The organism is Alicyclobacillus tolerans, assembly GCF_900142255.1.
Taxonomy (GTDB): domain Bacteria; phylum Bacillota; class Bacilli; order Alicyclobacillales; family Alicyclobacillaceae; genus Alicyclobacillus_I; species Alicyclobacillus_I tolerans.
This window is the reverse complement of the sequence record NZ_FRAF01000015.1, coordinates 47143-68266: the sequence shown is the minus strand read 5'-3', so window position 1 is coordinate 68266 and position 21124 is coordinate 47143. Positions and strand designations below refer to the sequence as shown.

The following is a 21124-nucleotide window of genomic DNA, read 5'->3' as shown; positions in this document are numbered from 1 at the left end:
ATAAGTCGAACTTATTCACAGCTTTTAAAATGTGGTGATGAAGAGAATCATATCAGAATTTCTAGGTAAAGAGCAATGGACAAATTAGTTATCCACAATGTTCATATTTTGCAAAGTGAGCAATGCAATATCTGTGGATTTGTGTATAAATTTGTGGGTTTTTATGATTGATAGACTGTAGATTTTCTAAGAAATTATTTTTTGTGGATAATAATTGCGATTCTGTGTGTATAATATTCCGAATGGTAGTCTTGCTTTAATTTTTTTGATATTCCTTTTCAATGATGATTGTGTATAGGTATCATTTACATGAATTGTCTTGTGTTTTGAAAATTAATATGGTACCATTTTGAGCGGTTTTCTTGATTGTCAAGGGGGTGTAAGAGTTGAAACCTACCTATCAACCGAATACTCGTAAGCGGAAAAAGGTACACGGGTTCCGCAAGCGTATGTCAACCAAAAATGGACGCAGAGTCTTGGCGGCTCGGCGTAAAAAGGGAAGAAAAGAATTGACAGCTTAAGGCCACTCGAGGTGGCCTTTTTCTATCAATGTTTCTACTCAAAGAGTATTTTTAAACAGCGAGTATTCTTAAACAGCAATTTGCAAAGTCATGCGAGGGGTTGGGTTTATTGATATCTCGAATTCACCGTTTGCGCGAAAATCGTGATTTTCGTCGGGTGTTTCAAAGAGGTCAGTCTTTCGCAACCTCTCGGCTTGTATTATATAGTTTTCCTAATAGACTCTCTCACTATCGTGTTGGGTTTTCTGTGAGCAAGAAGATGGGCAATGCAGTAGTACGCAATCGATTAAAAAGAGTTTTGCGTGCATGTTTTTATCAACTCGAAAAAGATTTGTCGTCTGTTTCTGCGGATTTTGTGATTATTTGTCGAAAACCTGCTGTTGATGCGGAATTTGATGTTTTATTGTCAGATTTGCGGAAAATGCTCAATAAGGCGAAAATCATGCTATGATGGTGGCGGGAGTGAATAGCGATGATGAAATCTATCCTGCTTTTAGCTATTCGATTTTATCAACTTTATATATCGCCGCTTAAGAGACCAACTTGCCGCTTTTATCCTACCTGTTCTCAATATGCTTTAGAAGCTATTCAGACACATGGGGCATTGCGTGGCAGCTGGCTTTCCATAAAGCGGATTGTACGTTGCGGTCCTTGGCATCCGGGCGGTGTTGATCACGTTCCGACCAAAGTCCATTAGGAGGAATATGGATAGTGGCTGAAAGAAAACCACGCAAGTCACGTTGGCTCTGGGCTCTCTCGGCGGTTGCATTGTTGTCTGTAACTGGCTGTGGATTGTATCCAGCAAAACCTGGTGATTGGCCTCATAATGCATGGGGCGATATTTTAAAATTTGTTTCCAGTGTTCTTGACTTCTTTGCAAAGCATGCAGGGGGATATGGAATCTCTTTGCTGATTGTTACTTTTATTGTGCGTTTGATTATATTTCCTTTGATGATTAATCAATTGCGCAGTATGCGAAAGATGCAGGAGCTTCAACCGCAAATGCAAAAAATTCGCAGTCAATTTAAAGGTGACAATAAAAGAATTCAAGAAGAAACCATGAAGCTTTATCAGACAGCTGGCGTGAATCCTCTTGGAGGATGTTTCCCTTTACTTTTGCAGCTGCCTATTATTTATGCTTTATATGGAGCGATATACGGCAGTCGACAACTTCATGAAGCCGTTTTTTTGGGAGTTCATTTAGGACAACCTGACCCAAATTATATCTTTCCGATTTTAGCTGCTTTGACTCAATTGCTTTCTACTTGGTTGACTATGCGTGGACAACCGACTCAACAAAAGGCGATGTTGTTTGTAACACCCATCATGGTTCTGTTTATTGGCTTAAGGTTGCCTTCAGGACTTGCGTTATATTGGATATATACTAATATTTTTACGTCCATCCAAACATGGTTAATGAAATATATTCCTGAAAAAAATTCTGCTGCGAAAAAGTCTGATAAAAATATAGTTGAAGCTCCGGCTCCGCAAAAAGGAAAGGGTCGTTAAATTCTTCGTTATAAAAATGGGGGAACAAGCAGTGAAATCTGTCGTCACGACTGGGCGAACGGTGGAAGAAGCTGTGACCAGCGCTTTAGTAAAACTGGGTGTGACCCGTTCTCAAGCAAAAGTGCGCATTATTTCAGAACCAGTAAAAGGGATTCTGGGGTGGATAGGCGGACGCCCGGCACAGGTTGAGGTTTCTATTGAAGAAAAACCTGATGAAGTCGTTTTACGTCTAATGCGCAATTTGTTTGATAGACTTTCAATGACAGCCGTTGTTCGTTGTTCTTATCATTCTGAGTCTGATGTAAATGAATTAATGATTAATGTTGAAGCTGAAGAAGATGTTTTACCCTATCTTATTGGTCATCACGGAAATACGTTGGATGCTTTGCGAAATTGGTTGACGCTTGCATATAACAAACAAATGCGCGATACATCTTTTTCTACAGTTAAGATCAATATGGATATTGGTAATTATCGTGAAAAAAGAAAACAAAAACTTATTCATTTAGCTGATATTGCGGCTGAAAAAGCGACTCATTTGAAAAAAGTCATTTTTCTTGAACCGATGGTTGCTGTCGATCGGAAATTAATTCATGAACATTTTCAAAATCGCTCAGATATACGAACAGAAAGTGAAGGTAAGGAACCCAATAGAAGAATTAAAATTATCCCTGTCGATCATGATTAATTTTTCTTGAGTTTATTTGAGTTTGAATAGCAGCGTTATGATATTAAATTTTAGCCCTTCTCTTGGAGAAGGGTCTCTCTTATGAAATAGGACGGGTTTTCATTGTTGTGACAAGGGAGGTGTTTCTGAATGAATGTAAACGATACTATTGCTGCTGTTGCTACTGCTCCTGGTGAGTCAAGTATCGCTGTTGTACGCTCGAGTGGGCAAGGTGTGAAAGATCTGATACGTTCTGTTTTTAGAACGCCTTCCGGGAAAAAGGCTGTTTTGCCTACAAAAAGAGTGATTCGATACGGTTTTGTTGTCGATCCGGTTACTGAAGAAAAAATTGATGAATGTATATTGCTTTGGATGCCAGGAACTAAAAGTTATACTGCAGAAGATTCTTGTGAATTTCAAGTTCATGGAGGTTTCCAGTCTGTAAATTTGACACTAAACGCGTTAATGCGTTCCGGTGTAAGGATTGCGGAACCAGGTGAATTTACAAAGCGCGCATTTTTAAACGGTAGAATTGATTTATCTCAAGCAGAAGCAGTTATGGATTTAATTCAATCGAAAACTGAAGCTGCCAATAAAGCAGCATTCTCCAGTTTGCAGGGAAAACTTCACAATGAAATTATTCGATTGCGTAAACAGGTCTTGAGATTGCAAGCTCATGTAGAAGTTCATCTCGACTATCCTGAACATGATGATGAAGAAATTGCTCTTGTGCAGGTTATTCAAGAAGGAGAGCAAATTCATAACAGGATTCATTGGTTAAGAGAAGCTGCTGTCAAGGGAAGAATATTGCGTGAAGGCATTAAAGTTGCTATTGTCGGTAAACCGAACGTAGGTAAATCTTCTCTTATGAATTTATTTTTAGGTAGAGATCGTGCCATAGTGACAGATATTCCAGGAACGACAAGAGATGTTATTGAAGAATATATTTCTCTGAATGGTGTTCCTATAAAAATTGTCGATACGGCAGGTATTCGAATCACTGAAGATTTAGTAGAACGAATTGGTGTAGAAAAATCACATCAAGAGATGGAATCTGCAGATTTGATTTTGTTGCTTTTGGATGTTAGTAGACCTCTTGAGGAGGAAGATTTTCAACTTTTCTCCTATACTCAGTCCAAACGCAGGATTATCGTGATCAATAAAATTGATGAAATATTGCAGTGGGATATTGATGAGATTGGGTCATCATTTCTTAAAAAAGAAGATAGGGTTGTAAAAATATCTATAAAAGCGGAAAAAAATTTAAATGATTTAAATCATGAAATTGTGAGTAGTGCTTTAGGGAGTCAACAACAGGATTTTTGGGAAGGCGCTTTAATGGCCAACGCGCGTCAATTAGCTTGGCTAAATAAAGCTGATGAATCTTTACAAGAAGCCATAGAGGCGGCTTCTTTCAATGTAACACTGGATGTTATAGCTGTGTCACTTCAAGAGTGTTACAAAAATTTAGGCTGGGTGATTGGAGAGCAAGTGGGAGAAGATCTGCTTGATGAGATATTTTCTAATTTTTGTTTAGGAAAATAGGAGGTGAATCGATCATGAGATTTGAAGGTGGTCAGTATGAGGTTATTGTTATTGGCGCAGGTCATGCTGGTTGTGAAGCGGCGCTTGCTGCGGCAAGAATGGGTTGTAAAACTTTATTGATCACAATAAATCTAGACACAATTGCCTATATGCCATGTAATCCGTCTATTGGTGGTCCAGCTAAAGGTATTGTCGTTAGAGAGATCGATGCACTCGGTGGAGAAATGGCAGAGAATATTGATAAATCTTATATTCAAATGCGTATGTTGAATACCGGTAAGGGACCTGCTGTACAAGCTTTAAGAGCACAAGCTGACAAACCACTCTATGGACAGAATATGAAATGGACTTTAGAAAATACAACGAATCTTCAACTTTTGCAGGGGATGGTTGAAGAACTTCTGGTTGAAAACGGGAAAGTTGTGGGTGTAGCCACAAAAAGTGGCATGATTTATCGTTCAAAAGCCGTGGTTTTGACAACTGGGACCTATTTACGGGGACGAATTTTTATTGGAGAAGTGAATTATGAGAGCGGGCCAAATGGGCAAATGCCCGCTATACGATTAACCGATAGTTTACTTGAATTAGGTTTCCAATTGGTTCGTTTTAAGACGGGTACGCCACCGCGAATCAATCGAAATACAGTACGATTTGACGCATTGGTAGCGCAACCTGGTGATGAACACCCCGAGCATTTTTCATTTAATAGTCATATACCCACACGTCAACAATTGGATTGTTGGCTGACCTATACGAATGAAAATACGCACGAAATTATACAAGAAAATTTACATCGTGCACCTATGTTTTCTGGAGATATTCAAGGTACAGGGCCTAGATATTGTCCAAGTATAGAAGATAAGATTGTTCGGTTTAAAGATCGACCGAATCACCAAGTCTTTCTAGAACCTGAAGGTCCTCATACTGCTGAATGGTATGTTCAAGGTTTGTCGACTAGTCTTCCACAAGATGTTCAACTAAAGATGTTGCGAACCATTCCTGGGCTCGAACAGGTAGAAATGCTGCGTCCCGGGTATGCAATTGAGTATGATGCCATTGTTCCTACTCAGCTCTGGCCATCTTTAGAGTCTAAGCGAGTGGAAGGATTATTTACAGCTGGACAAATTAACGGTACATCCGGATATGAAGAGGCGGCAGGCCAAGGTATCATGGCCGGAATTAATGCGGCGCGTAAAGTTCAAGGGAAAGAACCTGTGATTTTACCGAGATCGGCCGCCTATATTGCGGTAATGATTGATGATTTGGTTACTAAAGGGACATTAGAACCTTATAGACTGTTAACTTCTCGGGCGGAGTATCGTTTGTTGTTGCGTCACGATAATGCTGATTTGAGATTGATGGAAATTGGAAGAGATATTGGATTGCTTTCTGAGGAAAAATATTCAAGAATGGCAAGAAAACGTGATGGCGTAGTTACAACATTAGAACGATTGAAGAGAACGAAAGTAAAACCAGCAGAAATCAATCAAGTTTTAGAGAGCCTATCTTCGCAAACTATTGATGAAGCTGTGAGTTTATCACAACTGTTAAGAAGACCAGAAGTAGGCGTAAACGATTTGTTGCCGTTCCTCGTTGATGATCATCAGGATGTTTCTTCGCTTTTCAATGAGATTTCTACAGATCAAGTATTGCTAAGTGAAATGCTAGAACAAGTGGAAATTCAGTCGAAATACGCTGGGTATATTGATAAACAGCAAAATGAAATAGAACGTCAAAAGAGATTGGAGGAAAAGAAAATTCCTCTTCAAATAGAATATGATCAAATTCGTGGACTGGCTATGGAAGCGAGAGAAAAATTAAGCAAAATAAGGCCTCAAACTATTGGTCAGGCATCCCGCATTCCTGGAGTAACACCCGCCGATATTTCTATTTTGTTGATTGCAGTGGAATCGCATTGGGGAAGACATGCCCATGGATAATCAATTATCGATGGTTTGGGACAGGCTGTCTGATCATCAAAAGTCTGCATTTGAGACTTTTTTTCAGTTGTTAGTTGAATGGAATGAGAAAATAAATTTAACCGCAATTATTGATTGGCCTGATGTACGTATCAAACATTTTATTGATAGTTTGCTTATTTATGTGTCTAATTACCGTAGTTTCTTAATGGAACCGGGTCGTAGAGTGATTGATGTGGGTACAGGAGCAGGTTTTCCTGGGATTCCATTGGCAATTGTATATCCTGAGGTTTCTTTTACTTTAGTAGATTCATTGCAAAAAAGAGTTCAATTTTTACAAACTGTGATTTCAGAATTAGGAATTGAAAATGTGGAAATTATTCATGCACGAGCAGAGGATTTAGGTAGATCTCCAGATTATCGTGAACAATTTTCTGGCGCAGTTTCCAGGGCTGTTGCTAAAGTGAATGTTTTATTAGAATATCTATCACCTTTTGTAGAAAAACATGGTTGGATTTGTATGTACAAAGGACCGCAAGTTGATGATGAATTACAATTCTCCAAAGTAGCCCAAAGCAAGTTAGCGGTACATCTGCAACATCAAGAAGATTTTAGGTTGCCTGATGAAGCAGGTACAAGGCATTTGTTGTGGTTTCAAAAAATAAGCAGTTTGTCTCGCAAGTATCCGCGTAAAGCGGGAATTCCGTCGAAGCAACCGTTATTATGATGTTTTTTGCTGGTCTTTTGCATGTCTTAGAAAGAGATGTTTTGTCGTTTCCTGAGAACCTTTGTCGCCTGGAAGGAAATGCAGATCGAAGTGTGGAAACCTAGTCATGTCGAGACGAGGATTCTGCTTATCCATTGGGGGCTCGTGATTTATGATGAAGGAAGCTTGGGGGAAATTCATGAGTCGGGATACATCGCCTCCCGCTCAAAACGTTATGGATATTGATGTTCATAGTATAGTCTCTAATCCATATCAACCACGCACCGTTTTTGATGAACGTGCTATTGAAGAATTAGCTCGGACTATTCATACGCATGGCATTATTCAACCTATTGTAGTTCGGAAAAAGTCCGGTGGATATGAATTGATCGCTGGAGAACGCAGATGGCGGGCTGTTAAACTTCTGGGTTGGACCACAATTCCGGCAATTGTAAGAGATATGAACGATGCTCAGACGGCGTCTGCTGCATTAATAGAGAATTTGCAGCGCGAAGGCCTTACTCCGATTGAAGAAGCTGTCGCTTATCAACAATTGTTAGAATTACATGGGTTGACACAGGAAAGCCTAGCCCAAAGATTAGGGAAAGGCCAATCAACGATTGCCAATAAGCTTCGTCTTCTTCATTTGCCGTCCGATGTTCAACAGGCTTTGTTATCTAGACAGATTACTGAGAGACATGCTCGTGCTTTGTTGGCTCTACCTTCTGAAGAGTTACAATTAAAATTACTTATGGAATGTATTGAGCGAAACTGGAATGTCAAGCAAATGGAAGAGCAAGTGAAACGATTATTAAACAAATTAGAAAAAGAACCCCAGCGTAAAGCCCGAAAAAAGGGTTTGTCCAGAGATGTGCGCCTAGCAGTCAACACGATTCGTCAATCTTTGCAATTGATTGAAAAAAATGGACTATCTGTTAATGTTGAAGAACAGGATGAAGATTCCTATTATCAATTTGTGATAAGAGTTCCCAAGTCTCATGTATCCTCTTGATATGATGTTGAACTCTAAATTTTCCTGTTTTTATCGTCATCTAATCTATATTCATACAAAGTTTTATATATCGGCTCCTCCCTTTTAGCTCATAGATGCAGTACAATGTATGGTACTGAATTGGGTTGAGAGGTTAGGGGGCTTCTTTGTGTCCGGTGGTCGTATCATAGCTGTTGCAAACCAAAAAGGTGGTGTAGGTAAAACTACCACAGCGGTGAATTTGGGAGCTTGTCTGGCTAATCTAGGCAGGAAAGTGCTACTGGTCGATATTGATCCCCAAGGAAATACGACGTCAGGTATAGGCATTAATAAAGCCGATGTACGTTATTGTGTATATGATGTCATTATTAATGATGTAACTATGGAAGAAGCGATTTTACCGTCTGGATTGGAAAATCTCTCTATTCTACCAGCTACCATTCAACTAGCGGGTGCTGAAATCGAATTAGTGCCAACGATTTCACGGGAAGTTCGATTGCGTCGAGCTATGAATACACTCAGGTCAAAATTTGACTATATGATTATTGACTGCCCACCTTCTCTGGGACTTTTGACTGTAAATGCACTTACGGCTGCTGATTCTGTTTTAATCCCTATTCAATGTGAGTATTATGCACTTGAAGGTTTGAGTCAGTTGTTAAATACAATCCGTTTGGTCCAAAAACATCTGAATACTTCTCTTGAAGTCGAAGGTGTGGTTTTAACCATGTTGGATGCTCGTACGAATTTAGGATTGCAGGTCATTGAAGACGTAAAAAAATTTTTTCGGGATAAGGTTTACCATACTGTCATTCCTAGAAATGTTCGCTTATCTGAAGCGCCCAGTCACGGACGTCCTATTATTCATTATGATCCGAAATCTAGAGGTGCTGAAAGCTATATGGATTTAGCGAAGGAAGTGATTGGTATTGAGTAAACGAGCACTCGGTCGAGGTTTGGACTCACTTATACCTTTACATGAAACATCAGCTGATTCTATTTCATCCATTGATATTCGCGATTTACGTCCTAACCCTTATCAACCTAGAAGAGTATTTGATGATGACAAATTGCAGGAATTGGCTAATTCTATTCGAGAACATGGTATTCTTCAACCGATTGTAGTACGTAAAAGTGCTATTCAAGGTTTTGATATTGTAGCTGGTGAAAGAAGATTTCGTGCTGCAAAATTAGTTGGTTTACATGTAGTACCTGCTATTGTAAGGGATTTAACGGATATACAGTTGATGGAGATAGCCATTATTGAAAATCTTCAACGTGCTGATTTAAATCCTCTGGAAACAGCTGAGGCTTATGTACAGTTAATTGAACGTTGTGGATATACTCAAGAGCAGTTAGCAAAAAGGATTGGACAAAGTCGAAGTCATATTGCGAATATGATGAGATTACTTCAATTATCTCCTTTGGTACGTGAGTATGTTTCACGTGGAACATTAAGTATGGGACATGCTCGTGCTCTTTTAGCTATTCAGAATAAAGAAGAGCAAGAACAAATAGCAGACTTGGCTGTTAAACAAGAGTGGAGTGTTAGAAAATTAGAGGCGATGATTTATGAGCCTAAAAAAACTAAAAATGTTTCACGTGAAACAAAAATTCATGAACGATTCAAACATTATGAAGAACAAGTACGACAATATCTTGGTACATCAGTTAGAATACAATCGGGTAAAAACAAAGGTAAAATTGAAATAGAGTATTTTTCAGAAGAGGATTTAGAACGAATTCTACAGTTATTAATGGTTACTGATGCGGATGGTGTTTAATCTTGTTTTTAATTGGAACCTTGGTAAATTCAATTGCGATTATTTTAGGCTCAGTGCTAGGTGTACTGTTACCACGAGTCCCTGAAAGCATGAAGACAACCATTATGCAGGGACTTGCTTTATGTGTAGCTTTAATAGGGCTTGGCATGGCTCTATCTGATCAAAAAGATATTCTTTATTTGATTATATCGATTGTTATAGGGGCGATTATTGGAGAATGGATCGATATTGAGAACCGTCTTTTGCGATTCGGTAACTGGATAGAACATAAAATGCATCGTCTAAATCAAGGTCCGGTTTCCGAAGCATTTGTCGCATCAACTTTGTTATTTTGTATAGGTTCCATGGCAATAGTCGGAGCTATACAAAATGGTATAAGTGGAGATCCTCAAACTTTATTTGCAAAATCGATTATAGATGGAATCACATCAGTTATATTTGCTTCAACATTAGGATTTGGCGTTGCATTTGCTGCTGTTTCGGTATTTTTGTACGAAGGTAGCATTGCCTTGTTAGCACATTGGGTAGGTAAAGGAATGGATAATCCTGCGGCAATAAGTTGTATGACAGCTACTGGTGGATTGTTACTTATTGCGATAGCTATCAATTTGTATGGATTAAAGAAGATTGCCGTGGGTAATCTGCTGCCCGCAATTTTTATAGCTGTTTTATTGAAAATTTATTATCCGTCTATTATACATGTTTTACATCATCATTGGATTTAGGGTGTTTTATAACTCATCATTTAGTTTGCTACATGGCAGAAAAATTTTCATTGTATCAGATGGATGGGAACAATGAAAAATAATGTTGGAGTACTTTTTAGGAGGAAAAATCATTGTTAAAAGAAATTGTAAGTCAATATCTTTGGATTGCTGTAGGAGTCAGCTTAGTACTCTCCATATTGAGTATTATTCTGGCTTTGGTATCAATAAGTTCGTTATCCAAAATTCGCAAGCAAAATCGTAGATGGAAATCGATTCATTCATCAGCAGATTTAGAGGCAGTTTATGAACAAACTGTTTTAGCTGTTCATAAAACAGAAGAAGAAATGAAAAAATTACAAAAACAAATGGAATTTATTGAAGAAGGGCTCCATAAAAAAATCTCTACGCCAAGAATGGTGCGTTATAATGCGTTTGGCGATCTCGGCAATGATTTAAGCTACTCAGTTGCATTTTTAGATGATGAGCAAAACGGTGTCGTGATATCTTCTATTTATGGTCGAGAAGAATCTCATACGTATGGAAAACCTATTCAAGAGGGAGAATCTCAATATACTTTGACGCAAGAAGAAAAAATGGTCATTCAGCAAGTAGCAGCAGAATTATCGAGTGATTTGAGAAAACCTGAAACCGTCTCAAGATGAGAGAGACGGTTTCAGTATTTAAAATATATTATTATTTCATTTGACTATTAGGAAGTATGTAGGGAGCTACTCATGTTTTTTCGGATTTGAAATTTCCATAGACTATTTTTTAGGGATTGCACAACGATTTCGGACATTTTCATAACGATGCCTAATCTTGTATTTTGAAGAACAAAATACTCCATAAATCCACTAACATTAACAACACCGGTTAGAGTCATATCTCCGAATTCGGGCAAATTTTTCTTAACGCCTGCACCGGGCCGCAAAGGACCAGGCTCCAAAGTGATGTGTCCAACATGGTCAAAACGTCCTAAACAAGCATCGATAGCCAATATAAATGGTGTATGTGAATATGAATTTCTTACTTCTTCAAGAGTAGAGGATAAATTTACAGCATGAACGGGATTTTCGAGTGTGCCTTTGACTTGTACATAAGGCATGGGAGCACCTTGTGTTAGTTGTGTTCCAACTATTGGTCCAAAAGCGTCACCTGTTGATCGGTCTGTTCCAACGCATATAATGAGTATGTTTTGAATGTTTGGTGCTGAAAATACTTTATCCAATGCTTGTTCTAACAGACCTACTGCCTGTTCATCATCATAAGGAATACGCCAGCTTGGCTTACTTGTTTCTATAAAACCCACGACATCATCCAGCCCCTTTGAGCCCAGTCCTTTTGCTCATGAAGTATTCACAGTATACGTACAATGGACATGTTCTATACCTTATCTCTCATACAATTTCACTGTAACAAGTTGAAATTTTATGGGGGACAATATTGTGGATATTGGGTTATCAGCGTGTTTCTTATGGGTGTATTTGATGATGAAAAGATGGTCTCCAGAGAGGATCATCAAATTTTGGGCAGGATGGATGGCATCATTTTATGTTGGCTATGCATTTTACCACCCCATAAGCCAATACATCACTCTTCGAGATCCAGGTATTTTAGTTTGGATTAGTCAACATATTGAAGACAACCAAGGTGCTATCAGTGTGTGGGCACAATTTTTTCCTCGGAACGCTATAGCAGTGTCTTTTATCACACCTTTTCATTTATGGTCTCTATATATTTTTCGATTTAGTTTATGGATGGGTGTTGTATGGATTACATTTACTTCTTTTATGATAATTTCTAAGTTAAAGCAGGCGATTTGGGATGAAGAAGACAGAATAGCTGAAGGTCCTGTAGCTAAAATTTTCTCTCAAGTACTTGCTATGGTTACGTCACTTGCTTCAGTTATTTTGGCAGCAAGTATATTGTCGATGGTTACTTGTTTTTTACCCCAACATTTTAATAGTTTCACAGATGGAGAAATAGTCAAAGCGGCTGGAGCCATTGTACATGAATGTAGTCAATATCTTTTGGGGAGAAATTTTTGACGCAATTCTTATTTCATTCTATGATTATTGGAAATTAAAAAATGCAATAGATTTGAAAATGGAGGAATAGACTTGTGCAAAATTTTTGGCATCAACTGATTCAACAATCTTTATCGGATATACCGAGTTTAACTAAGATTGCTATAGCTTTAATCAAAATCATCATTCTGTTTTTTTTAAGTCGAATTGCTATTGCTGTACTTGAACATATTAGTCATCGATTCTTTAAATCTAAAGCTGTTCGTTCGGATGAACGCCGAAAAACAACTTTACAGTCTTTGGTCGATAATGTGATTCACTATACAGTATATTTCTTGTATTTTTTAATGGTATTGCAGTCTTTTGGTTTTCATATTGAAACATTACTGGCTGGAGCAGGTATTGCTGGGCTAGCTATAGGCTTAGGTGCGCAATCTTTGATTAAAGATGTGCTCACAGGCTTCTTTATATTATTTGAAGATCAATATGGTGTGGGAGATACGGTACAAATTAACCAATTTACAGGGACTGTCGTATCCATAGGATTAAGATTGACTCGTGTGCGTGCTTGGACTGGTGAAGTGGAGATAATTCCTAATGGACAAATTACGACAGTAACAAATTATTCACGCACTAATTCCATTGCTGTGGTGGATGTTGGTATTGCTTATGAAGCGGATATAGAAGAGGCGAAAAAAATCATTTTAGAGGAAATGAATAAAATTTGTGAGGAAAATCAAGAGATTGTAGTTGGCCCTGTCAAAATGTTAGGTGTTCAATCGCTTGGAGCATCTAGTGTGAATTTGCGAATCACGGTGGAGTGTAAACCAACACAACAATATGCTATTCAAAGGTTGGCACAACAAAGAATCAAAGAAGCCTTGACTGACGCCAATATTGATATTCCATATAATCAATTGGCAGTAAGACTTATTCAATAAAGTTCATGACAGATTGGTGATGAACAATAATGCTTTCCTATTCGCTCAATAGTATTGTTGTTATGAAAAAACCTCACGCTTGTGGTACAAACCGTTGGCAGATCATCAGGTTAGGGATGGATATACGCATGAAATGTTTGCATTGTGGTCACAGTGTGCTTATACCGAGATCTCGTTTTGAAAGATTATTAAGAAAAGTTGAGACAGATCATGAAGGTGAAACGTCATGACTGAACGCACTATTATCACAGCGTGTCCTCTCGATTGTTATGATGCCTGTAGTTTTTCAGTCACTGAGGAAAATGGTCAGATAACACAATTGGAGGGGAATAAAGATCATCCAATTACCAAAGGTGTTATTTGTGGTCGAGGCAGAAGATTAAAAGAGCGTACGTATGCTTCATATCGCATTCTACATCCATTAAAAAGAGTTCAAGATAAATGGGTTCGTTTATCTTGGGAACAGGCTATTTCTGAAATTTCTAGAAATATTCGGCAAGCAATGGATTTATATGGACATCAGTCTATCTTTCATTGTTATGACTGGGGTTCTGGTGCGTTATTAAAAAGTTTGAATCAAAGATTTTTTTATGCGCTTGGTGGATGTACAGAAACTGTAGGAAGTCTTTGTTGGAATGCTGGGTTGCAAGCGCAACAGTATGACATGGGTGAAGCAAGAAGTCACGCACCAGATGATTTACTAAATAGTTCGGCTATCGTGGTCTGGGGTAGAAACGCTGCAGTTACGAATATGCATATTCTCCCCTTTTTACGGGAAGCGCAGTCATTGGGTGCGAAATTATGGATTATCAATCCGCTTCCAACAGATTTAGACGCCAGGGCAGATAAGGTAATATCGTTAAGACCAGGAACGGACGGAGTTTTAGCGCTAGCTGTATTAAAAAGATGTATACAGTTTGGGTATTTGGACTGGGAATTTATAAACCAATACAGCATAGGTTGGGAAGAGTTTGAGTCACAGCTTTCTGCTTTTGACTATGAAGATTTAGTGCGTCAAACAGGCGTATCTGCTGAAGATATTCATCAATTGGCAGAGTTATATGGCACAAAACAGCCTGTAGCTACTTTACTGGGAATAGGTTTGCAACGTTATCAAAATGGTGGGCAAAATATACGGGCTATTGATGCGTTAGTAGCAGCCACTGGACATATTGGTGTACCAGGCGGTGGCGTACAATATGCCAGTCGAGATATGGGTCAGTATTTTGATACTAAAGTACTTACAGGTGATGTACCAGAGAATATCAGAACATTTTCGAGAGGCAAAATAGCAGAATGTATGGAGACGGCTGAACCACCAATTCAGGTTATGGTGGTTACACGGACCAATCCATTAACGCAAATCCCAAATACAAAAAAACTAGAAAGTGTCTTGAAAAAAGTCCCGTGCAAAGTAGTGATAGATACATTTATGACTCGCACAGCAGAGATGGCTGATTATATTTTACCTTGTACCACAGTTTTTGAAGAGGAAGACTTCACATATACAACGATGTGGCATGCATATGGCAATTTCATTCAGCCTGTCGTATCAGCACAGGGAGAAGCAAAGGCGGACTGGGAAATATTTAAAGAATTAGCAAATTCACTGGGTTTGCATGAGTTGTATGACGGATCGCCCAAAGAATGGATAGCTAAAGCCTTACGTCCTCTAATTCAAACCGGTGTATCTTTAGATGAGGCCAAACAACGCGGATTTATCAAAGTTCCATTATCTGATATTGCTTTTGAAGACAAAAAATTTCTAACATCAAGTGGACGTTTTGAATTTGCCTCGGATAAAGCCGAAAAAGATGGTTTGCCTAGAACTGCCGTTGATGGATGGAAGGCGCTTACTCCTTTAGATGAAGGTCAATATCATCTTATTACGGCTCATCCTAGAAAAAGTGAAAACTCACAACATGCAGAGTTCCCTAAACTGCCTTCCATGCCTATTGTCCAGATTCATTTTCGAGAGGCAGAAAAAATGGGTATTGTAGCTGGGGACATCGTTCAAATCTCCACCCAAAACGGAGTATTATTAGCTGAAGTCAGATTGCTGAAAACAGGTTATCCAAAAGCTGTTTTGCTCGAGGAAGGTTGGTGGAATGGAGAGCATACCATCAATCATTTAACTGGCAATGAAATGGCTGATATGGGGGATCAAACAGCACAATACGAATGCCTTTGTACAATTTCACCTATTCAACAAGAAGGGAATGAAGACAAATGAAATGAGCCCATAAGGGCTCGTCAAAAATGTAGGTTAGGAAGCTAATTTACAATAATGGCGTTTGTTGACGGAGTGTTGGCTGTCGAGCGTTTTTACTGCCAATGCTTTGGGCGACAGTTTAGGTACCCTTAGCTTGCGCATAAGTCGCTTCAGCACATCAATCACCTCCCTGTCAATAGTCTGCCATAATTTTTGTCAAGATTCTAGCTGTATACAGCCCGGTTTTGGCTTCTTAACAGGCATATACAAAAGTTTCTGAAAATATGCTCGTAGTTTTGTACAATAAGAAGAATTTTTGTATTGTTATTTATTGTGCGAGACACAGATGATTTTTATACTAGCAGTGTTTGTTGCTGGAGATGAGGTGCGTGTATGCCATTACAAGCAGGAATTGTAGGTTTGCCGAATGTAGGGAAATCTACATTGTTTAATGCCATAACCAAGGCTGGAGCAGAAGCCGCAAACTATCCCTTTTGTACAATTGACCCTAATGTCGGTGTTGTAGAAGTTCCGGATTTACGGTTACAGCGTTTGGCGGAGATGGTCCATCCTAAAAAAATTGTTCCAACAACTTTTGAATTTGTGGATATTGCCGGGTTAGTTGCGGGGGCCAGTCGTGGAGAGGGACTGGGCAACAAGTTTTTAGGACATATCCGGGAAGTGGATGCTATTGTACATGTCGTCCGGTGTTTTCAAAATGATGATGTAACACATGTGGCAGGTTCTGTCGATCCTATTCGGGATATTGAAACCATTGAATTAGAACTCGCTTTAGCCGATTTGGAAACCGTAGAACGTCGATTGGATAAGGCAAAGAAAAATTTAAAATCTGGGGACAAGCGTTACGTAATAGAGGTTGCAGCGCTAGAAAAGTTAAAAGGTGTTTTAGAAGAAGGACAAGCGGCTCGCAGTTTGGACTTAACAGAAGAAGAGCAGGACGTATTAAAAGATTTGCATTTATTGACAATGAAACCTGTTCTATATGTGGCCAATGTGGGTGAATCAGAGATCCATGATGAATCAACCCATAATCCATATTTTAATGCTGTAAAAGAGCGTGCAGATCAAGAAGGCGCTGAAGTAATTCGTGTTTCTGCTCAAATGGAATCAGAGATAGCTGAGTTAGATGCAGAGGACAAAGTAGCTTTTCTGGCCGATCTCGGTGTTGAAGAATCCGGACTTGATCGTCTGATCAGGGCAGCTTACCATCTTTTGGGGCTCATTACTTACTTTACAGCGGGGGAGCCAGAAGTGCGGGCTTGGACCATTCGTCAAGGAACGAAGGCGCCACAAGCTGCAGGTGTTATTCACAGTGATTTTGAACGAGGATTCATTCGAGCGGAAGTTGTTTCTTATGAAGATCTTGTGAATGCTGGCAGTATGGTGGCTGCGCGAGAAGCGGGCAAATTACGTTTAGAGGGAAAAGAATATGTTGTACAAGATGGCGATATTATGCTGTTCCGATTTAATGTCTAAGAAGAAAATGTTTTATTTTGGATTTCATCGGTTCTGACGTGTTAAGGACCTGTCTGAAAATCGAGTTCTACAAGAGTGACTGGTTGCTGTTTTATCATAAATAAGATAAAATTTTATCTTGGCATGTCGCATGCCTATCCTTGCTCCAAGCATTGACTTGGGGCCATAGTCCAAAAGGAGGTGAATAGGGATGCGCCAGTACGAAACCATGTACATTCTGAAACCTGAACTGGAATCAGAACAAATTTCTTCACTGGTGGAGAAGTATCAATCCCTTGTAACCGAGCACGGAGGCCAGATTGATGAACTTCAAGAAATCGGCAAACGACGCTTGGCTTATGAGATTGATCGCCATCGTGAAGGATTTTACGTCCTGATGAAGTACTCGTCAGACACCGATGTGACCAATGAACTCGAGCGTGTGATGCGTATTGAAGATAATGTGCTTCGATACCTCACAGTACGTCTTGGGGAATAGGACGCGTCGGAGGGGATGGTACAATGTTAAACCGAATTGTGCTGATTGGCAGATTGACTCAAGATCCTGAGCTTCGCTATACCAATAGCGGAACGGCTGTAGCAACATTCAGTCTGGCGGTAGATCGTCCAAGGCTTAATCAAGCTGGAGAACGAGAGACCGATTTTATTCAGATAGTAGTCTGGCAGAAACAAGCTGAAACCGTTGCACAGTATTTGCATAAAGGACGCTTGGCAGCGGTAGACGGAAGGTTGCAAATCCGTTCTTATGAAAATAAAGACGGTCAAAAAGTTCGTGTAGCAGAAGTTGTAGCTGAAACGGTGCGATTCCTCGACCGAGGCGAAAATTCTGCACGCGATACACACAGCAACGCAGGTATGCAGAGAAACAGCTCAGGAATGAATTCAAATCGCCGCCAAGAAGTTCCCAGACCCTCATTTGATGATGATCCATTTGCGGATGATGGACCGATGATAGATATTTCTGATGATGATTTACCTTTCTGAGATTTGTCGTTGAGAGAAGAATAGGATGAAGGGGGGAAGAATGTTATGCCGCGCAAAGGTCGTGGAGGTAAGCGCCGTAAGGTGTGTCAGTTTTGTGTGGACAAGATTGACTATGCTGACTACAAAGATATTGGTCGTTTAAATAAATTTCTTACTGAACGTGGCAAAATTTTACCACGCCGAATTTCGGGAAATTGTGCAAGACATCAACGTCAAGTGACGATTGCCATAAAGCGTGCTCGTCAAATTGCTTTGATGCCATATACTACTGAATAAATGTTGTCCCGAGATGGAAACGTCTGGAGCCGCATCGCTCATGGTGCGGCTTTTCTCTTAGCAGGAAACAGAGATTAGGTTGTGGAATAGAAGCGGCAATACAGCGCGCGGATTACTCGCGATGCAATAGGTTAGAGGCGGAGCACTGGTGCGCATTGAGGGGGAAATCGAGGTGTCGCACACGGATCCTCAGATACAAATTGCCCGGCGCTTGCGTGTATTAGAATCTTTGCGCATTGGGCTCATCACAGATGTAGCGGAAACTTTTAAAAGTATACATCTCGGAGAAGAACGGGAGCTTACGCGTTCACTTGGAGCGTTGATAGCTTCCGCATATCTGTTAGGTCGCCAGATGGGTATTGCGCCGGCAGTGATTGAACAGGAAGTTCTGGAGGCTTTATCCGTATATTCATTGGATGATGAAGCTTTGCAGGAGGATTCGGCAACTGTTCGAAGATATCTAGACCATCGGGCTTAGCTCAAAAGGAGAGTTGATGGATGAAGGTTATTTTCTTGCAGGATGTGAAAGGACAAGGTAAACAAGGCGAAATTAAAGAGGTATCAGAGGGATATGCTAGAAACTTTTTATTTCCTCGGCAGTTGGCAGTAGAAGCCAATCAGGGCACCTTACATCAATTAAAGGAAAAACAAGCGAGCAAGGAACGCAGGGCAGCACAGGAATTGGCAGACGCTAAAGCGCTAGCTCAAAAAATAGAAGGCAGAGAAATTTTGCTCAAGGTGCAGGTAGGTGAAGGTAGTCGTCTGTTTGGAGCTATTACCACCAAGCATATTGCAGATGCCTTACATCAAGCTGGCTATCCTGTTGATAAAAAGAAAATTGTTTTGCATGAACCGATTAAGTCGCTTGGATATCATGAAGTGCATGTGAAATTGCATCCAGAAGTAGGGGCAAACGTCAGAGTACACGTAATTGCCGAAGGCGAATAAAACTGTTTTGAGTTTGGAGAGGAGAAGTCAGGAGTGGAAGAAGCCGTATCTCCATCTGTGCGGCAAAGAGAAGTTGAGATGAACGGGTTACGCTTGCCTCCTCAACAAATTGAGGCAGAACAAGCGGTTCTTGGTGCTATGCTCATTTCCAATGATGCAGTCGTGGAAGCTATTGAGATTCTTGAAGCAGATGATTTTTATCGTACTCCCCACCGTATCATCTATGGAGTCATGCAACGATTGTTTCAAGAAGCAGAACCGATTGACGTGATTACTGTTACCGCTTCTTTAGCTTCAGAAGAAGCTGCTTTGGAAAGCGTAGGCGGCGTTGAATACATCGCTCAATTGGCCGCCGCCTTGCCAACAGCCTTGCATACCTATCATTATGCACGAATCATTAAGGAAAAAGCTTTAATGCGCCGCATTATCCAGGTTTCTACGAAAATTGCTGAACAAGGTTACGATACAGAAAAAACAGCTGCAGAAGTCCTTGCTGATGCAGAAAGAATGATATTAGAACTCTCGCAGTATCAAAAAACTCGCGATTTTACCCATATTTCTGATGTATTGCAATCGACCTTCGATCGTATTGAGCAGTTGTACGCAAGTGAGGGCCAGTTAACAGGTATTCCAACAGGCTACAGTGAACTGGACAGAATGACCAGCGGATTTCAAAAGTCAGATTTAATTATTGTTGCAGCTCGTCCTTCTGTGGGCAAAACAGCGTTTGCACTCAATATTGCCCAAAATGTTGCTGTGCGAGCAGGTCTACCTGTTGCGATATTTTCTTTAGAAATGTCTAAAGATCAACTTGTTCAGCGTATGCTTTGCGCTGAAGCGTATATTGACGGACACAAACTTCGCAATGGTACATTAGATGACGAGGATTGGCCAAAGCTTTCTATGGGTGTCAGCACACTATCCAACTCCCCACTCTATATTGATGACAGTCCTGGTATTACAGTGCCTGAAATGCGCAGTAAACTTCGTCGTCTCAAATTAGAAAAAGGTTTAGGTTTTGTGGTGATTGACTATTTGCAATTGATTCAGGGTCGCCGTGCTTCGGGAGAAAATAGGCAGCAGGAAATTTCCGAAATATCGAGATCGCTCAAAGGGTTGGCTCGTGAACTGGAAGTTCCTGTGGTAGCACTTGCACAGTTAAGCCGTTCTGTTGAACAGCGCCAGGACAAACGTCCAATGCTTTCCGACATTCGTGAATCCGGAAGTATTGAGCAGGATGCCGATATTGTAGCGTTTCTTTATCGGGATGATTATTACGATCCAGAGTCCGAAAAGAAAAACATCATTGAGATTATTATTGCCAAGCAGAGAAATGGGCCAACCGGAAAGGTCGAGCTTGTCTTTTTAAAGAATTACAATAAATTTGTTAATCTGGAGAGGGCGCATGCTGCACCATGATAGAGTCAGGATCGCTCGAGACGCTTGGTCGCAAAGAATATCAGCGTCAGCTTAATAAGAAAAGGCAGCGTCGACGTAAACAACGTCGAGCACGTATGCGAAGAATTCGTGCTTTGCGCGCTTTGCGTTCGCTGCGATTTTGGACACGTGCGATTACATGGCTGGCGATTGGTTTGTCAGTTGCTTTTTGGTCCCGATTCGCGTTTGTTTATAATATTCCATCCTTTGCTCAAATCGGCTCCTTACAAGGTGTCGAGTCGTATGTTACTGTGAAACCGTGGTGGTTTGGTCCTCCTGTATTTGATATCGAAAGTTATGTAGAGTCTGAAAATTTGCCAGAACAGACGAATTTATCTCCCTATCCGTTGTTGCTGATGCAATTGGGGAGATACCAAGCCGTATTGACACATCCTCACTTCGTTTGGGTAGCTTTAGATCAACATTCTTGATGTTGGATTCTCCATAAAGAGA

At 40.1% G+C, this 21124-nt stretch carries 27 protein-coding genes; 25 read left to right on the top strand and 2 right to left on the bottom strand.

What is annotated here, in order from left to right:
* Positions 1-386 precede the first annotated feature (386 nt).
* From rpmH to BUA75_RS09625, 13 genes are all read left to right on the top strand, one after another.
* A complete protein-coding gene (rpmH, locus tag BUA75_RS09685; protein WP_072874403.1) occupies positions 387-521 on the top strand; it encodes a 50S ribosomal protein L34 in 135 nt (44 codons plus the stop codon).
* A 109-nt stretch (positions 522-630) separates the two neighbouring features.
* On the top strand, positions 631-972 hold the full coding sequence (gene rnpA / locus BUA75_RS09680) for a ribonuclease P protein component (protein WP_242650292.1): 342 nt from the start codon (positions 631-633) through the stop codon (positions 970-972).
* Between the two features lie 24 nt (positions 973-996).
* Positions 997-1218, top strand: coding sequence for a membrane protein insertion efficiency factor YidD (gene yidD / locus BUA75_RS09675; protein WP_072874419.1), 222 nt, complete (start codon positions 997-999; stop codon positions 1216-1218).
* Positions 1219-1232: 14 nt separating this feature from the next.
* The gene (locus tag BUA75_RS09670) at positions 1233-2030 is read left to right on the top strand and encodes a YidC/Oxa1 family membrane protein insertase (RefSeq protein WP_072874402.1); all 798 of its coding nucleotides are present in this window, start codon (positions 1233-1235) and stop codon (positions 2028-2030) included.
* A 16-nt stretch (positions 2031-2046) separates the two neighbouring features.
* Entirely contained in the window at positions 2047-2718 is a 672-nt protein-coding gene (jag, locus tag BUA75_RS09665) for an RNA-binding cell elongation regulator Jag/EloR (protein ID WP_083574258.1), read from the top strand.
* 129 nt (positions 2719-2847) lie between these two features.
* Positions 2848-4242, top strand: coding sequence for a tRNA uridine-5-carboxymethylaminomethyl(34) synthesis GTPase MnmE (mnmE, locus tag BUA75_RS09660; protein WP_072874400.1), 1395 nt, complete (start codon positions 2848-2850; stop codon positions 4240-4242).
* Between the two features lie 14 nt (positions 4243-4256).
* Positions 4257-6182, top strand: a complete 1926-nt coding sequence (gene mnmG, locus BUA75_RS09655; protein WP_072874399.1) for a tRNA uridine-5-carboxymethylaminomethyl(34) synthesis enzyme MnmG — start codon at positions 4257-4259, stop codon at positions 6180-6182.
* Positions 6175-6888: a 16S rRNA (guanine(527)-N(7))-methyltransferase RsmG gene (gene rsmG / locus BUA75_RS09650; protein WP_072874398.1), complete on the top strand. Its 714-nt coding sequence runs from the start codon at positions 6175-6177 to the stop codon at positions 6886-6888. Before mnmG ends, rsmG begins: the two co-directional genes overlap by 8 nt.
* 154 nt (positions 6889-7042) lie before the next feature.
* Entirely contained in the window at positions 7043-7879 is an 837-nt protein-coding gene (gene noc, locus BUA75_RS09645) for a nucleoid occlusion protein (protein ID WP_072874418.1), read from the top strand.
* A gap of 109 nt (positions 7880-7988) precedes the next feature.
* On the top strand, positions 7989-8795 hold the full coding sequence (locus BUA75_RS09640; RefSeq protein WP_072874397.1) for a ParA family protein: 807 nt from the start codon (positions 7989-7991) through the stop codon (positions 8793-8795).
* Entirely contained in the window at positions 8788-9642 is an 855-nt protein-coding gene (locus BUA75_RS09635) for a ParB/RepB/Spo0J family partition protein (protein WP_072874396.1), read from the top strand. Before BUA75_RS09640 ends, BUA75_RS09635 begins: the two co-directional genes overlap by 8 nt.
* Before the next feature lie 2 nt (positions 9643-9644).
* Complete coding sequence (locus BUA75_RS09630) at positions 9645-10367, top strand: DUF554 domain-containing protein (RefSeq protein WP_072874395.1); 723 nt, start codon at positions 9645-9647, stop codon at positions 10365-10367.
* Between the two features lie 113 nt (positions 10368-10480).
* Complete coding sequence (locus BUA75_RS09625; protein ID WP_072874394.1) at positions 10481-11011, top strand: DUF4446 family protein; 531 nt, start codon at positions 10481-10483, stop codon at positions 11009-11011.
* A 47-nt stretch (positions 11012-11058) separates the two neighbouring features.
* On the opposite strand, the gene yyaC is transcribed toward BUA75_RS09625, so the two are convergent.
* Positions 11059-11658: a spore protease YyaC gene (gene yyaC, locus BUA75_RS09620; protein ID WP_129583592.1), complete on the bottom strand. Its 600-nt coding sequence runs from the start codon at positions 11656-11658 to the stop codon at positions 11059-11061.
* 136 nt (positions 11659-11794) lie between these two features.
* Between yyaC and BUA75_RS09615 the strand changes: the two genes are divergently transcribed.
* The 4 genes from BUA75_RS09615 (at position 11795) to BUA75_RS09600 (ending at position 15550) form a co-directional block, all read left to right on the top strand.
* The gene (locus tag BUA75_RS09615; protein WP_072874392.1) at positions 11795-12397 is read left to right on the top strand and encodes a hypothetical protein; all 603 of its coding nucleotides are present in this window, start codon (positions 11795-11797) and stop codon (positions 12395-12397) included.
* Between the two features lie 74 nt (positions 12398-12471).
* Positions 12472-13317: a mechanosensitive ion channel family protein gene (locus BUA75_RS09610; protein WP_072874391.1), complete on the top strand. Its 846-nt coding sequence runs from the start codon at positions 12472-12474 to the stop codon at positions 13315-13317.
* Between the two features lie 29 nt (positions 13318-13346).
* Positions 13347-13547, top strand: coding sequence for a DUF951 domain-containing protein (locus BUA75_RS09605; protein ID WP_072874390.1), 201 nt, complete (start codon positions 13347-13349; stop codon positions 13545-13547).
* Positions 13544-15550 (top strand): molybdopterin-dependent oxidoreductase, encoded by a 2007-nt coding sequence (locus BUA75_RS09600; RefSeq protein WP_072874389.1) that lies wholly within the window; start codon positions 13544-13546, stop codon positions 15548-15550. Before BUA75_RS09605 ends, BUA75_RS09600 begins: the two co-directional genes overlap by 4 nt.
* Positions 15551-15583: 33 nt before the next feature.
* On the opposite strand, the gene BUA75_RS16395 is transcribed toward BUA75_RS09600, so the two are convergent.
* Positions 15584-15706, bottom strand: a complete 123-nt coding sequence (locus BUA75_RS16395) for a hypothetical protein (RefSeq protein WP_255567376.1) — start codon at positions 15704-15706, stop codon at positions 15584-15586.
* Positions 15707-15922: 216 nt separating this feature from the next.
* On the opposite strand from BUA75_RS16395, the gene ychF reads away from it, so the two are divergent.
* The 8 genes from ychF to BUA75_RS09560 all read left to right on the top strand — a co-directional run bounded on the left by ychF (position 15923) and on the right by BUA75_RS09560 (position 21102).
* Entirely contained in the window at positions 15923-17026 is a 1104-nt protein-coding gene (ychF, locus tag BUA75_RS09595) for a redox-regulated ATPase YchF (protein ID WP_072874388.1), read from the top strand.
* Between the two features lie 190 nt (positions 17027-17216).
* Entirely contained in the window at positions 17217-17504 is a 288-nt protein-coding gene (gene rpsF, locus BUA75_RS09590) for a 30S ribosomal protein S6 (protein ID WP_072874387.1), read from the top strand.
* Positions 17505-17527: 23 nt separating this feature from the next.
* Positions 17528-18010, top strand: coding sequence for a single-stranded DNA-binding protein (gene ssb / locus BUA75_RS09585; protein WP_072874386.1), 483 nt, complete (start codon positions 17528-17530; stop codon positions 18008-18010).
* A gap of 45 nt (positions 18011-18055) precedes the next feature.
* Positions 18056-18286 carry a 30S ribosomal protein S18 gene (gene rpsR / locus BUA75_RS09580; RefSeq protein ID WP_072874385.1) on the top strand — a complete coding sequence of 77 codons (231 nt, stop codon included), beginning with the start codon at positions 18056-18058 and terminating at the stop codon, positions 18284-18286.
* Positions 18287-18458: 172 nt separating this feature from the next.
* The gene (locus BUA75_RS09575) at positions 18459-18764 is read left to right on the top strand and encodes a MazG-like family protein (protein WP_072874384.1); all 306 of its coding nucleotides are present in this window, start codon (positions 18459-18461) and stop codon (positions 18762-18764) included.
* A gap of 20 nt (positions 18765-18784) precedes the next feature.
* Complete coding sequence (rplI, locus tag BUA75_RS09570; protein ID WP_072874383.1) at positions 18785-19234, top strand: 50S ribosomal protein L9; 450 nt, start codon at positions 18785-18787, stop codon at positions 19232-19234.
* 78 nt (positions 19235-19312) lie between these two features.
* Positions 19313-20653, top strand: a complete 1341-nt coding sequence (gene dnaB / locus BUA75_RS09565) for a replicative DNA helicase (protein WP_072874417.1) — start codon at positions 19313-19315, stop codon at positions 20651-20653.
* Complete coding sequence (locus BUA75_RS09560; protein WP_072874382.1) at positions 20650-21102, top strand: hypothetical protein; 453 nt, start codon at positions 20650-20652, stop codon at positions 21100-21102. The genes dnaB and BUA75_RS09560 overlap by 4 nt, the downstream gene beginning before the upstream one ends.
* Positions 21103-21124: the final 22 nt, after the last annotated feature.